The organism is Streptomyces sp. NPDC025651, from assembly GCF_055558735.1.
On the sequence record NZ_JBVHLZ010000009.1, the window covers coordinates 419,151 to 433,337 of the forward strand.

The following is a 14,187-nucleotide window of genomic DNA, read 5'->3' on the forward strand; positions in this document are numbered from 1 at the left end:
ACGGAGCAGGATATACGTCCCAAAAGGCGCGAGCGTGGCCATGGCGTGACGCGGGTGTGGCCGGGGCGGGGGGGGCGGGTCGTGGTGCGTGGCCACGGTGCGGGCGTGGTGGGGTCGGGTTGTGGGCCTGGAGGGTCCGGGTTGCGGACCGCATGTGTCCGCAAGTCTCGCTAGCGTGCCGGCATGACCAAGACGAACAGGGGTGCAGCGGGCGCCGGTGGGGCGAGCTCGGCGGGTGCTTCAGGCGGCGGTCCCGTGCTGAGTACGCGCGCCCTCAACCGCGCCACCCTCGACCGGCAGCTCCTCCTGCGCCGCCCCCAGGACCGCGGCCTCTCCGTCGAGGAGGCCGTCGCCCACCTCGTCGGGCTCCAGGCCCAGAACGTCAGGCCGCCCTACTACGCCCTCGCCGCGCGCCTGGACGGCTTCGACCCCGCCGAGCTCTCCGCGCTCCTGGAGTCGCGCGAGCTGGTCCGCATGGTCACCCTGCGCTCCACCATCCATCTGCACACCGCCGCCGACGCCCGCACGCTGCGGCCCCTCGCGCAGGTCGCCCTCGACCGCGAGCTGAGCGTGTTCCGCAAGGGGCTGGTCGGCGTCGACCTGGGAGAGCTCGCGGGGATCGCCCGTGAGGCCGTCGAGGCGGCACCCCGTACGCCGAAGCAGCTCCGCGAGGTGCTGCTCGCCCGGTGGCCCGACGCCGACCCGCAGTCCCTCGCCATCGCCGCGCGGTGCGCGCTGCCGCTCGTCCAGGTCACGCCCCGGGGGCTGTGGCGGCGCAGCGGGCAGGTGGCTCTGACCACCGTGGAGAAGTGGGTCGGGGAGGGGCGGGAGCGCGCCACCGCCGCCGACTCCCGCGCCGCCTCCGCCGCCGACGTCCGCGCCACCCCGGCCTCCGCCACCCCCGCCTCCGCCACCCCCGAAGCCCTGCCCGCCCTCGACGCCCTCGCCCTCCGCTACCTCGCCGCCTTCGGCCCCGCCTCCGTCAAGGACATGCAGACCTGGGCCCGCCTCACCCGGCTGAGGGAAGTCTTCGAGCGGCTGCGGCCCCGGCTGCGTACGTTCCGCGACGAGCACGGCGTCGAGCTCTTCGACCTTCCGCAGGCGCCACGCCCCGACGCGGACACCCCGGCCCCGCCCCGCTTCCTGCCCGAGTACGACAACCTCCTCCTGTCGCACGCCGACCGTGCCCGCGTCGTCCCCGCCGAGTACAAGGGCCGCACGTGGAAGGGGAACTTCGCTTACTGCGTCTTCCTCCTCGACGGGTTCCTCGCCGGGCTGTGGCGGCTGGAGGAGGACGCGAAGAGCGGGGCCGCCGTGCTCACCATCGAGCCGTTCGGGCGGCCCACGCGCGCCCAGCGCGACGAGCTGACCCGGGAGGCCGAGTACATGCTGGGGCGGATCGCCGAGACCTCGGCCCCGTCCTCGTACGACATCCGCTTCGGGACCGTCGTGGACCCGTGACCCGTGACCCGTGACCCCTGCCTCGTGTGCCCGTGCCTCGTGTGCCCGTGCCCCTTGACCTGTGAGCCGGGCGGACGGCGGCGCAGGCCGTGCGGGTCGCCCGCATAGGCTGCCCGCATGGAACTGCGGCAGCTCAGCTACTTCGTGACCGTCGCCGACGAGCTGCACTTCGGGCGCGCGGCCGAGCGGCTGCACATCGTCCAGTCCGCGGTCAGCCAGCAGATACGGCGCCTGGAAAGGGAGTTGGGCGCCGAGCTCTTCGACCGCTCGCCCCGCCACGTACGGCTCACCGGCGCGGGGGAGCGGCTGCTGCCCGAGGCGCGGGCGGTGCTCGCCGCCGCGGAGCGGGCACGGGCCGCGGTCGCCCCGCCCGCCGGGCTGAGGCTCGCCACCAGCACGGGCCTCGGGGAACACCTGGACCGGATCCTCGCCGAGTTCGCCGTACGGGCGCCCGGCGTGCCCGTGGAGCTGGTGTCGAGCGGCGCGCGCGAGCGGCTGGAGCAGGTCGTCGACGGGCGGGTCGACGCCGCCTTCGTACGCTCCTCGGACCCCGCCCCCGGCGTGCGGATCGTGCCCCTGTGGGACGACCCCCTGGTCGCCGTCGTCCCGGCCGGGCATCCGCTGGCCGCGCGGCCGGACGTGGCCCTGGCCGACCTCGCCGCGGTGCCGCTCGCGATCACCGCGCGGCGCAACAACCCCGCGCTCGTGGACCTCGTCGTCGGGGCCTGCCACGACGCCGGGTTCGAACCGCTGCCCGGGCCCGCCGGGGGCTCGCTGCAGGACAGGCTCGCCACGATCGGGGCGGGAGTCGTGCCGCAGTGGACGGTCGTGTACGCCTCGCACGCGCGCGTCCTGCACAGCCCCCGGGTGGCCTTCCTGCCGTTCCGCGCGCCGGGGCTCGCCCTCGCCACGGGGCTCGCCGTGCGGGTGGGGGAGCGGGCGCCGGGCCTCGACGTGTTCCTCGCGGCCTGCGCGGCGGCCGCCGCGCCCGTCACCAGCGGCGATCACGGGAACTGATCGCTGCGGTCGCGGGCTGCCCCTTGGTCGGCGGGCGCGGCCGGGATGGACTGGGGTCGTACCGAGAAACCCGGTACGAACCAAACCCCGTACGAGCCGAAATCCCGTACGAACCAAACCCTGAACGGGTCAAACCCCGTGTCAAACAAGGGAGTTCCGTCATGCCCATCGTCACCGTCCAGCAGGGTCCCCGCGACGTCGCGCTCAAGCGGGAGCTCGTCAAGCAGATCACCGACGCGTTCGTGGACGCGTACAGGATCCCGGCCGAGAGTGTGCACGTCTGGATCCACGAGACCCCGGCGGACAGCTGGGGCGTGGCCGGGAAGCTGACCGCGGACAAGTGAGTGACGCCGCCGGGCGGGTCACGGGGGAGCCCGCCCGGCGGAGCCGGTGACCGACGGTCACCGGAGTGAGGCGGTCACGGCAGCAACCCCGCCCGCCGCGCCGCCACCACCGCCTCGAGGCGCGTATGCGCGCCCAACTTCCGCATCGCCGAACGCAGATACCCCTTCACCGTCTCCGGGCGCAGCCCCAACCGCTCGGCCGCCGCCGCGTTCGTCACGCCCGTCGCGACGCAGGACAGGACGTCCACCTCGCGCGGGGCGAGCGCGACGGCGCGCTCCTGTTCGTGCTCCGGGACCGTCGCCGCGGACTCCAACCGGCCGCACACCGCCAGGAGTTCGGAGCGCAGCGCGGGGTCGGTCACCCGCGGGGCCAGGGCGCGCAGCGCGCCGTGCGCCTCGCGGACCTCCTCCCACGCCCCCGGGCCCACCACCGGCTCCCGGGCCGCCGCGAGCAGCGTCCGCACTTCGTCGCGTACGAGAAGGGCCTGCTCCACGTCGCGCGCCGCCGCCACCGCGGCCGACAGGGCCCGGTCGCCGAGCGGTTGGGCCGCGCGCAGCGCGCCGTAGAGCACGCCGCGCACCCTGCGGCGTACCACCACCGGTACCGCGAGCACCGACCGCAGGCCCTCGGCGGCGACCGCGGCGTCGTACTCGTGGCTGATGTGCCGCGAGACGTGGTAGTCGGTGACGGCGCACGGCCGTGACAGGGCGACGGCCTTGCCGCCGAGGCCGTTGCCGGAGGAGATGGCGAGGCCGTTCAGGGCGCGCGTCGCCGTGCCGCTCAGTTCGCCGATCCGCACCCTGCGCGGTCCTTCGGGGGCGCCGCCGCCCTCCAGGAGTCCGCCGAAGGCCACCGGAAGCCCCGTGCCGCGGCGCAGCCGCAGCAGAGCGGCTCGCATCTCCACCGTCTCGCCGCCGTCAGCCGACACCCTTCGCCCTTTCGGTCCGTGACTTCCCGTGACTTCGCTCCGCGACCCACCTGGGGACACCCCCGTACGGGGGTGGTGAGATCCGCATCACGAATTACACGATGTCACGTAGCGTCCGGCAATGAGTACGGCAGCACGCGCAGCGACGAGTTCAAGGGCAGCGGGACACCGCGGCGGGATCGACGAGGGGTGCACATGACGAGGACCGGGACGAATGCCACGGAGCAGTTCCGTACCGCGCGGGACTTCCTCCTGCGGCATCGAGAGGACTACGCCGCCGCGTACGAGGGCTTCGCCTGGCCCCGGCCCGAGCGGTTCAACTGGGCGCTCGACTGGTTCGACGTCATCGCCGACGGCAACGACAGGACCGCGCTGCACATCGTCGAGGAGAACGGCGACGAGGCCCGCTTCTCCTTCGCCCGGCTGTCGGCGCGCTCGGACCGCGCCGCCAACTGGCTGCGCGCGCGGGGCGTCAGGGCGGGCGACCGCGTCGTGGTGATGCTCGGCAACCAGGTCGAGCTCTGGGAGATCGCCCTCGCCGCGATGAAGCTGCGCGCGGTCGTCATCCCGGCGACTCCGCTGCTCGGCCCGGTCGACCTGCGCGACCGCATCGGCCGCGGCCGCGCCCGGCACGTGGTCGTACGCCCCGAGGACACGGCGAAGTTCGACGACGTGCCGGGCGACTACACGCGGATCGTGGTGGGCGCCGGCGGCGACACCGGCGGCGCGGGCTGGATCTCGTACGACGGTGTGGACGAGGCCCCCGAGACCTTCGAGCCCGACGGAATCACGCTCGCCGACGACCCGCTGATGCTCTACTTCACGTCCGGCACCACCGCGCGTCCGAAGCTCGTCGAGCACACCCATGTCTCCTACCCCGTGGGGCACTTGGCGACGATGTACTGGATCGGACTCAAGCCGGGCGACGTCCACCTGAACATCTCGTCGCCGGGCTGGGCCAAGCACGCGTGGTCGAACCTGTTCGCGCCGTGGAACGCCGAGGCGACCGTCTTCATCCACAACTACTCCCGCTTTGACGCGGGGAGGCTGATGGCGGAGATGGACCGGGCGGGGGTGACGTCGTTCTGCGCCCCGCCCACGGTGTGGCGGATGCTGATCCAGGCGGACCTGACGCAGCTGCGCACGCCGCCGCGCGAGGTCGTCGCCGCGGGCGAGCCGCTGAACCCCGAGGTCATCGAGCAGGTGAACCGCGCGTGGGGCGTGGTGATCCGCGACGGCTTCGGGCAGACGGAGACGGCCGTGCAGGTCGCCAACTCGCCCGGCCAGAAGCTGAAGCCGGGCTCGATGGGCCGCCCCACGCCGGGCTTCGCGGTGGAGCTCCTCGACCCGGTGACCGGCAGGCCGGGCGCGCAGGAGGGCGAGATCTCCCTGGACCTGGGCGCGAACCCGGTGGGCCTGATGGTCGGCTACCACGGCGACCCCGAACGCACCGCGGAGGTCATGGCGGGCGGCTACTACCGCACCGGCGACATCGGTTCGCGCGATGCCGAGGGCTACGTCACGTACGTGGGCAGGGCCGACGACGTCTTCAAGGCATCGGACTACAAGATCTCCCCGTTCGAGCTGGAGAGCGCGCTCCTGGAGCACGAGGCGGTGGCCGAGGCCGCGGTCGTCCCGGCCCCGGACGTGGTGCGGCTCGCGGTCCCGAAGGCGTACGTGGTGCTGGCCAAGGGCTGGTCGCCGGACGAGAGGACGGCGGAGCTGATCTTTGAGCACGCGCGGTCGGTGCTGGCTCCCTACAAGCGGATCCGGCGCATCGAGTTCACCGCGGAGCTGCCCAAGACGATCTCCGGCAAGATCCGGAGGGTCGACCTGCGGGAGCGTGCGGCGCAGGGGGCGCCGGACGAGTGGCGGGAGCCGGGGAGGGGCTGAGGCACTGGGGCGCGCAGGCCTTCGCCGGCGACTGGACTTCTCGGTCGAAACCCGTCAGGCGACTGGACTTCACGGTCGAAACCCGTGAACCGTGCGGGCACGGTTCATGAACATGGCCCTCGTTCCCGGCGAGGTTCTCGGAGCTCGGGGACGAAGCCCCGATGACGGGCCATTCACTTCACACCCCGAGCGGAATAGGCGGCCGCCTGGCGCAGGACGTGCGCCAGGCGGCCTTTTCTTCCCGGTCAGCGGCAACGGGCGTGCCCGGTCAGCGGCGGCAGGTGTGCCCGGCCATCGGCGGCCGGCGCCCTGGGCCCGCGGTCAGGCGGGTTCCTTGGCCGGATCCTGTCCGTCCACGGCCCCTCGGGGGCGGGCGTGCGGGGATCGGTGCCCGCGCGGACCCGTGCCCGGTGTCTGCCGGGAGACCCTGGGGCGCGCGGCCACAGGCGCGTAAACGCCCTTGTCATCGATGGCGTGATACGGCGCGACGACATCCCTTCGGAACTCCTCCTGTTACGGAGGTTTTGTGTCATCTGAACCTCCTTTTCAGGATCAACAAGATCCATTTCAAAGGAGTGCCCGCGGTTTCCGGACGCACAAAGGGCAATGGCCGGGTGCGGGGCAGAGTGATTGTCTGTACCTGGGTCGTATGCAATAGTATTGCTTGGTTCGAATCGGCCGTGCGGGGGGAGCCACCTGCGATGGCCTGCACAATTTGATTCCCTGACCCGGAATACGACCGCTCTGTTTGTGCTTGGACTCTCATTACGGGGTGATTCAGATGTGTGCTGCCAGGAAGGTTCAGGAAGAACAGACATCTTGGCCACGCAGGCCTTCACATTCGACGCTTCGACGCCAGCAGCCCGGTGGGGAAATGCCCGCGCGTGGGCAGGTGTACACGACGGGGGTGGGGCTGCAGATACCCGCCGATCTCACCTTTGAGGACTGGGAACGCGCTGGTCAGCAGCTTGCGGGCGTGGTCAATTCCTCGGTCTGGTGGCTTGGTGACTGGCTTGTCCATGGGAAGGACCACTTCTCCGACCGCTATAAGAGGGGAGTGCGTGGAGCCGGGTTGCGCTACCAAACCCTGCGCAACTACGCATGGGTGTCGCGCCGATTTGAATTAAGCAGGCGGCGGCCCAAACTGAGCTTCCAGCACCACGCTGAAGTCGCGTCTCTTTCGGTCGAGGAGCAGGAAATTCTGCTGGACCGTGCAGAGCAGTTGAAATGGAACACGAAGCAACTCAGGGATGCCATCAGGGATTCCCGTGAAGGCGCCGATGAATGCGGCAGGAAGAGTTCGGACACCCAGCGCCTCGCGATCCCCGTGGACCGGCTCCAGTGGTGGCGCGAGGCCGCGAAGCAATCGGGAATCGACTTCGACAAATGGGTGCTGGAGACCCTCGACGGCGCGGCCAAGCAGGTGCTGGACGACCTCGAGGGATCCCTCGACGGCTCCGGCGAGCCCGACGGGTCCGAACGGTTCGGCGTGATCGGGAGCGCGGCCGAGGTCGTGGTGGCGAGAGTGCCCGCCCCGCGGGCCTCCTGAGGGTCGGTACGCGAGCGGAGCCCGCACGGCGGCGTCGTCGGCCGGCCGTGCCGCTCCGCCGCGTACTGCTTTCTGTGTCCAACCGGCGTCCCCTCCCCTCTGTCAATGGTGCGGGTGCGCTTCTCGGGATCCTGTGTGGCGCGTGAGGCGTGCGTCAAGAGTCCTGTCCTGTCGACCGGACAGTGGTGCCATGGTGCACGGTCAGGTGCGCCTGAGGGCCACCTTACGAGCCAACATGGCGCCATTTCAAGTAGCCCTAAATATGGGTGTATTGACGTGATTCACAGGATATTTGGGCTGTGAGTGGCTGCGCGGGGGCGTCACCGCGGCACTTGCTTTGGTGCCATCGCTGCGCCACTATGGCGCCATGGACTTGACGCCCTACGTCGACAAACTCCGCCTCGACTTCCTGGCCGCGGCAGAGGCGCGCGGCGATGAGGTCCTCGCTCTCGGGGAGAGCCTCACTGCGGCATTCGACTCGTCAGTCCGGCTCACGCTGCACAAAGCGCTGTCGGACGCCGCGGATGAGATCACCCGCGACCTCGTTCCCGGGTCGGTGCAGGTGCGACTGGAAAGCCTCGATCTCAGCTTCGTGGTGACACGGCCGCCCGAACCCGTCTCCGGCGACGAGGTCGTCGAGCAGGGCCCGTCGGCCGGCCCCGACGACAGCCTGGCGCGGATCAACTTCCGTCCCCCCGAGGCGCTCAAGCGCCAGATGGTGGAGGCGGCGGGCCGCGAGTGGCTGTCGGTCAACGCCTGGCTGGTGCGCACCCTCACCACTGCGCTGCGCAACGAAGGCCGGCGGGCCGGGCGGCGTGGGCACCGGGGGAACCGGCACTACAGCGGATGGGCGCGGTAGCGGAGCCATGAAGACGCAAGCGGGCCCACGAGGAGGACCGGCAATGGTCAGTTTCGATACCCCTGAACCGATCTCCGTGGCGGTGGAGATCGCCATCGGAGACATCAGGCTGATAGCGAGCGGACGCAGGGACACCGTCGTCGAGGTCCGGCCGACGGACAGCTCCAAGGAGTCCGACATCAGGGCGGCCGAGCAGGTGGAGGTCGACTTCTCGCGCGGGAAATTGCTGGTCAGGAACGTCAAGCGGCTGTTCAAGCGGAACGAGGCGCTGCGCGAGGACGCCGGTTCGGTCGACGTGACGATCGAACTGCCCGAGGGGTCAGGGGTGCGGGGCGGCTCCGTGTGGGCGGCGCTGCGCTCCGAGGGCCGCCTCGGCGCGTGCCGGTTCGAGACCGTACAGAGCGACATCAGGCTCGAACGCACCGGCCCGCTGCAGCTGACCGCCGTCTGCGGTGACATCTCCGTGGACCGGATGACGGGCCATGGGGCGATCACCAACAAGTCCGGTCTGATCCGCATCGGCGAGATCGACGGCAGCGCGGTGATCAGGAACGACCACGGCCACAACTCGGTCGGCGAGGTCACCGGATCCCTCCGCGTGACCGGGGCCAAGGGCGACATCGACATCGCCAGGGCCTACGGCGGCGTCGAGGCCAAGACGGCCCACGGCAGCATCCGGGTCGGCGAGGCCCGCCGCGGCCTGGTGCTGCTCACCGCGGCATCGGGCGAGGTCGAGGTCGGCATCCGCGAAGGCACCGCGGTGAAGTACGACGTGAACACCGTCTCGGGACAGGTGCACAACTCCCTGGAGTCCGTCGAAGGACCGGGAGACGCGACCGATGTCGTCGAGGTCCGTGTCTCCACCTTCGACGGAGACGTGGTGATCCGCCGGTCCACGTGACCGCGGACCCTTCGGCGGGGCGGTCGCACACCGTCCCACCGCCCCTCAGCGCGGCGGCCTGGAACCGATCATCCCCCGTGCGGTACTCCGGGCCGCCGCTTCTTCAACACCTCTATTTCCCCCGATTTCCCCCAGGGCAGCTGTTCCTCAGGGACGAGTGCCCCGCACGGTTCTGTTGACGAAGAGAGGAACGACCATGAACACGAGCGAGGAGGTGGTGCTCGATGTCGAGGGTCTGCGCATGCGGTACGGCTCCACCGATGTCCTGCACGACGTGACCTTCCAGGTCCGCCAGGGCGAGGTGATGTGCCTGCTCGGCCCGAACGGCGCGGGAAAGACCACCACGATCGAGATCATGGAGGGCTTCCGCATGCGCTCGGCCGGGCGGGTCGAGGTGCTGGGAGTGGACCCCGCGCACGCCGACGAGCGATGGCGGGCCCGCGTCGGAGTCGTGCTCCAGTCGTGGCGTGACCACGGCCGGTGGTACGTACGTGAACTCCTGGCGCACCTGGGCAGTTACTACGCCCCGTACTCCACCGATGGGATCAAGCGGCCCTGGGACCCGGACGAACTCGTCGCGGCGGTCGGCCTGACCGAGCACGCGAACAAAAAGGTCCGGATGCTGTCCGGCGGGCAGCGCCGCAGGCTGGACGTGGCCGTCGGCATCGCGGGCCGCCCCGAACTGCTCTTCCTGGACGAGCCCACCGCGGGTCTGGACCCCGTGGCGCGCCGGGAGTTCCACGGTCTGGTCGACAGGCTCGCCCGCGAGCACGAGACCACGATCCTGCTCACCACGCACGACCTGCAGGAGGCCGAGAAGCTCGCCGACCGCATCATGATCCTCAACGGCGGACGGATCATCGGGGACGGCACCGCGAAGGAGCTCGCCCAGCGGATCGCGGGACAGGACACGGTCGGCTGGACCCGTGGCGGTGAGCGCTTCGAGGAGTCGACGGCCGACGCCACCAGGTTCACGTACCAGCTGTTCCAGCGGTACGGCGAGGAGATCTCCGAGCTCGAAGTCCGCAGGGCCTCGCTGGAGGACACCTACCTCTCCATGGTGAGGGAGGCCGAGACGGCCCGGAGCGCGCCCGAGGAGACACCGCGTCCGGGAGGCGCGGACGGGGACGGGCCTTTGGCGGCGGAGGACCACAGGCACCAGGCGAACGAGCCGCAGGGAGTGGCCCGATGAACCCGACCACCATCGCCCTGCGCGCGGGCTGGACCCGCGGCGTGATCGAGATCCGGCAGTCCGTCACCAACGCCGGCGACATCTTCAACCACTTCTTCTGGCCCGTGCTGATGCTCGCCGTCATGTTCTTCATGCGCGACAAGGACTTCGGCGACAGCGGCTTCCTGCTCGGCACGCTGATGCTCCCCAGCATTCTCGGCATGAACGCCTCGATGGCCATGATCAGCATGAGCCAGCAGCTCACGGCCGACCGCGAGGACGGCACGCTGCTGCGGGCGAAGGCGACACCGAACGGCATGGTGGGCTATCTCTTCGGGAAGATCGTCTCGGTCTCCGGCTGTCTGCTCATCGACCTCGCCATCTTCCTGATCCCGGGCCTGGTGATCATCGACGGCATCGCGATCGGCAGCGTGAGCGCCTGGCTGACCCTCGCCTGGGTGCTGGGGCTCGGCCTGATGGCGACTCTGCCGATCGGCGCGGTCCTCGGCTCGGTGTTCACCAACGCGCGCAGCCAGGGCCTGTTGCTGCTGCCGATCCTCGCCATGATCGGTATCTCCGGCATCTTCTATCCCATCAGCGCCCTGCCCGACTGGGTGCAGGGACTCGCCCAGGTGTTCCCGGTCTACTGGCTCGGGCTCGGCATGCGCTCGGCGCTGCTGCCGGACGGCGCGGCAGCCGTCGAGATCGGCGACTCGTGGCGCCACCTGGAGACCGTGGTGGCCCTGGGCGGCTGGGCCGTGGTCGGCCTGCTCCTGGCCCCTGCCGTGCTGCGCCGCATGGCGCGCCGGGAGTCGGGGTCGAGCGTCGCCGAGCGCAGGGAGAAGGCGCTGCAGCGGGTCGGCTGACCCTCCTCGGCCGCCTCGGCTCCTGTACGCGCACGCCACAAAGGCGGGGCCCGTGCCACCGACCGGAAGGTCGGTGCACGGGCCCCGCCTTTGTGCTGCCGGGAACTGCCGTTTTCTGCTGCCGGGAACTGCCGTTGAGGGCAGGGGATTCAGGGATAGATGTCGGCGATAGAGCCGCCATAGATGCCGGATAGCACGGCGGAGCACAATCGTGCCCGACCGGCGGGGTCCAGGCCCCGCGCAGTGGCCAGCCATCTGAACCGAGGTGCCGACGTGAGCGTGCAGAACCCAGAAAAGGTCGTCATTGTCGGTGGCGGAACCGCCGGCTGGATGACCGCCTCATATCTGAAGGCGGCATTCGGCGACCGTGTTTCCATCACTCTCGTCGAGTCCGGAAAGATCGGCACCATCGGAGTCGGCGAGGCGACCTTCAGCGACATCCGGCACTTCTTCGAATTCCTTGACCTCAAGGAAGAGGAGTGGATGCCGGCCTGCAACGCCACCTACAAACTCGCCGTCCGGTTCCAGGACTGGCGACGTCCGGGTCACCACTTTTACCACCCGTTCGAGCAGGTCAGATCGGTCAACGGATTCCCGCTGACCGACTGGTGGCTGCAGAACGGGCCGACCGACCGGTTCGACAAGGACTGCTTCGTCATGGCGTCCCTGTGCGACAGCGGACGCAGCCCCCGGCAGCTGGACGGCACCCTGCTCGGCGCCGAAGTCACCGGCGGCGGCGAGGAGCCCGTCGGCCTGACGATGTCCGAACACCAGGGGAAGACGCAGTTCCCGTACGCCTACCACTTCGAGGCCGCGCTCCTGGCCAAGTACCTCACCGGGTACTCGGTGGACCGCGGCGTGCGGCACGTCGTGGACGACGTGCTCGACGTCGTGCTCGACGAGCGGGGCTGGATCGACCACGTCGTCACCCGGGAGCACGGCGAGATCCACGGCGACCTGTTCGTCGACTGCACCGGATTCCGCGGACTGCTCCTGAACCGCGCGCTCGACGTGCCGTTCGTCTCCTACCAGGACTCGCTGCCCAATGACAGCGCGGTGGCACTCCAGGTGCCGCTGGACATGAAGAAGAACGGCATCCGTCCGTGCACGACCGCCACCGCCCAGGACGCCGGGTGGATATGGACGATTCCGCTGTTCGGCAGGATCGGTACGGGTTACGTCTACGCCAAGGACTACTGCTCTCCCGAAGAGGCCGAACGCACGCTGCGCGAATTCGTGGGTCCGGCCGCGGCCGAGGCCGAGGCCAACCACATTCGTATGCGCATCGGCCGGAGCGAAGAATCATGGGTGAACAACTGTGTCGCCATCGGCCTGTCCAGCGGATTCGTCGAGCCGCTCGAATCGACCGGGATCTTCTTCATCCACCACGCGATCGAACAGCTGGTACAGCACTTCCCCGCCGCCGACTGGAACCCGAATCTCCGGAAGATGTACAACTCCGCCGTCTCCCATGTGATGGACGGCGTCCGGGAATTCCTGGTGCTGCACTACAAGGGTGCGGCACGGAACAACACCCAGTACTGGAAGGACGCCAAGACCCGGGCCGTGCCCGACGGTCTCGCCGAACGCCTGGAGCGGTGGCAGACCCGGCTGCCCGACTCCGAGAACGTGTTCCCCTACTACCACGGCCTCCCGCCGTACTCGTACAACTGCATCCTGCTGGGGACCGGAGGCATCCAGCCGAGCCCTTCGCCCGCACTGGGCCTCACCGACGACAAGCTCGCCCAGAAGGAGTTCGCGGCCATCCGCGACAAGGCGCGGCACATGGTCGACACGCTGCCCTCGCATTACGACTACTTCGCCAGGATGCGTGGGCTCGATGGCTGACCCCACCGTCTCGATCACACGATCGGTCGGGCAGGAGACACGGGACGGGCTGCGCACCATGATGAGCGGCTTCCCGACCGGGGTGGCGGTCGTGACCGCGACCGGCCCCGACGGCAGGCCGTGGGGGATGACCTGCTCCTCGGTGTGCAGCGTCGCCCTGGAACCACCGACGCTGCTCGTCTGCCTGCGCGCCGCGAGCCCGACCCTGGCGGCCGTCCGGGGCTCGGGCGGCTTCGCGGTGAACCTGCTGCACGAGGGCGCCCAGGCCACCGCCGAACTGTTCGCGTCGGGCCGCAAGGACCGCTTCGACCACGTCGGCTGGCGCCTCGACGGCGAGGACCGGGGGCCGCACCTGTGGGCCGACGCGCTCGCCGTCGCCGACTGCAGGGCCGACCGGACCGTGCCGGTCGGCGACCACGTCGTGGTGTTCGGAGAGGTGCTGGCCGTGGAGCGGCGCCAGGGCAGCCTGCCGCTCCTCTACGGCCTGCGCCGGTACAGCAGTTGGCCCGCGGCCTGACAGCACAGGCGCCCGCCGTCGTGCGGCGCGCCGGGCCCCGGCTCAGGGCCCGCGGTGAGGATGGCGTGGTGCACCTCGCGCAGCAGTGCCCCGGGGCCCACCCCGAGCTCCTCCGCCAACGTGCGCCTGCCCTGCTCGTACAGGGCGAGCGCCTCGGCCTGCCGGTCGCACCGGTACAGCGAGGTCATCAACTGGGCCCGGAAGCGTTCGCGCAACGGGTGCTGCCCCACGAGCCAGGTCAGTTCGGGCAGCACCTGGGCGTGTCTGCCCACCGCGAGGTCCGCCTCGATCCGGCTCTCCAGGACGGACATCCGGGCCTCGTCGATCCGCGGCCGCTCCGCGTCGGCCAGCTGCTCCGAGACGTCGGCGAGCGTCGGCCCGCGCCACAGGGCCAGCGCCGAACACAGCAGGCGGCGGCCCTCCTCGTGCCGTCCCGCGGCGAGCGCGCTCTGGCCGCGTGCCGCCAGTTCCTGGAACTCGACGAGGTCGAGCGAGGCGGCGCCGACCCGCATCTGGTAGCCGGGCGAGCGGCGGACGATGCTCGCCGGCCCCACGGCCTTCCGCAGCCGGGAGACGTAGTTGTAGATCTGGGCGTTGTGCGTCCCGGGCGGACGGGAGCCCCACAGCAGGGCGGTCAGCTCGGTGTCGGAGAGGAAACCGCCCTCGGTGAGGAGCAGGGCCGCGAGCACGGTCCGCTGCTTCTCGCCGTCGAGCGGCAGCCGGGTGCCCCGGTCCCGCACTTCGACCGGACCCAGTACGCAGTACTCCATCTTCTCGGCCTCACAGACGACTCGGTCGGGATCACGAAGAGCGGAACGGGGCGGCCGGGTCC

General features: G+C 70.5%; 12 protein-coding genes and 1 pseudogene. 11 read left to right on the plus strand and 2 right to left on the minus strand.

Annotated elements, in window-relative coordinates; all coding sequences use genetic code 11:
• Positions 1-183 precede the first annotated feature (183 nt).
• The 3 genes from ACZ4D5_RS30515 (at position 184) to dmpI (ending at position 2,822) form a co-directional block, all read left to right on the plus strand.
• A complete protein-coding gene (locus ACZ4D5_RS30515) occupies positions 184-1,461 on the plus strand; it encodes a winged helix DNA-binding domain-containing protein (protein ID WP_467775661.1) in 1,278 nt (425 codons plus the stop codon).
• A 117-nt stretch (positions 1,462-1,578) separates the two neighbouring features.
• Entirely contained in the window at positions 1,579-2,478 is a 900-nt protein-coding gene (locus ACZ4D5_RS30520) for a LysR family transcriptional regulator (RefSeq protein ID WP_467775662.1), read from the plus strand.
• Positions 2,479-2,639: 161 nt separating this feature from the next.
• The gene (dmpI, locus tag ACZ4D5_RS30525) at positions 2,640-2,822 is read left to right on the plus strand and encodes a 4-oxalocrotonate tautomerase DmpI (RefSeq protein WP_467775663.1); all 183 of its coding nucleotides are present in this window, start codon (positions 2,640-2,642) and stop codon (positions 2,820-2,822) included.
• Positions 2,823-2,896: 74 nt separating this feature from the next.
• On the opposite strand, the gene ACZ4D5_RS30530 is transcribed toward dmpI, so the two are convergent.
• Complete coding sequence (locus ACZ4D5_RS30530) at positions 2,897-3,721, minus strand: response regulator transcription factor (RefSeq protein ID WP_467775697.1); 825 nt, start codon at positions 3,719-3,721, stop codon at positions 2,897-2,899.
• 225 nt (positions 3,722-3,946) lie between these two features.
• On the opposite strand from ACZ4D5_RS30530, the gene ACZ4D5_RS30535 reads away from it, so the two are divergent.
• The 8 genes and pseudogenes from ACZ4D5_RS30535 (at position 3,947) to ACZ4D5_RS30570 (ending at position 13,355) form a co-directional block, all read left to right on the plus strand.
• A complete protein-coding gene (locus ACZ4D5_RS30535; RefSeq protein ID WP_467775664.1) occupies positions 3,947-5,644 on the plus strand; it encodes an AMP-binding protein in 1,698 nt (565 codons plus the stop codon).
• Positions 5,645-6,611: 967 nt separating this feature from the next.
• A pseudogene (locus ACZ4D5_RS30540) lies at positions 6,612-7,193 on the plus strand (LmbU family transcriptional regulator); the annotation flags it as partial.
• 367 nt (positions 7,194-7,560) lie between these two features.
• Positions 7,561-8,052, plus strand: a complete 492-nt coding sequence (locus ACZ4D5_RS30545; RefSeq protein ID WP_467775665.1) for a hypothetical protein — start codon at positions 7,561-7,563, stop codon at positions 8,050-8,052.
• Between the two features lie 43 nt (positions 8,053-8,095).
• Positions 8,096-8,953, plus strand: coding sequence for a DUF4097 family beta strand repeat-containing protein (locus ACZ4D5_RS30550; RefSeq protein ID WP_467775666.1), 858 nt, complete (start codon positions 8,096-8,098; stop codon positions 8,951-8,953).
• 196 nt (positions 8,954-9,149) lie between these two features.
• Positions 9,150-10,145: an ABC transporter ATP-binding protein gene (locus ACZ4D5_RS30555; RefSeq protein WP_467775667.1), complete on the plus strand. Its 996-nt coding sequence runs from the start codon at positions 9,150-9,152 to the stop codon at positions 10,143-10,145.
• Positions 10,142-10,990: an ABC transporter permease gene (locus ACZ4D5_RS30560; protein ID WP_467775668.1), complete on the plus strand. Its 849-nt coding sequence runs from the start codon at positions 10,142-10,144 to the stop codon at positions 10,988-10,990. The genes ACZ4D5_RS30555 and ACZ4D5_RS30560 overlap by 4 nt, the downstream gene beginning before the upstream one ends.
• A gap of 330 nt (positions 10,991-11,320) precedes the next feature.
• Entirely contained in the window at positions 11,321-12,838 is a 1,518-nt protein-coding gene (locus tag ACZ4D5_RS30565; RefSeq protein WP_467775698.1) for a tryptophan halogenase family protein, read from the plus strand.
• Complete coding sequence (locus ACZ4D5_RS30570) at positions 12,831-13,355, plus strand: flavin reductase family protein (protein ID WP_467775669.1); 525 nt, start codon at positions 12,831-12,833, stop codon at positions 13,353-13,355. Before ACZ4D5_RS30565 ends, ACZ4D5_RS30570 begins: the two co-directional genes overlap by 8 nt.
• Here the strand turns inward: ACZ4D5_RS30570 and ACZ4D5_RS30575 are convergent.
• A complete protein-coding gene (locus ACZ4D5_RS30575; RefSeq protein WP_467775670.1) occupies positions 13,316-14,125 on the minus strand; it encodes an AfsR/SARP family transcriptional regulator in 810 nt (269 codons plus the stop codon). The two genes, ACZ4D5_RS30570 and ACZ4D5_RS30575, sit on opposite strands and share 40 nt — an antisense overlap.
• Positions 14,126-14,187 lie beyond the last annotated feature (62 nt).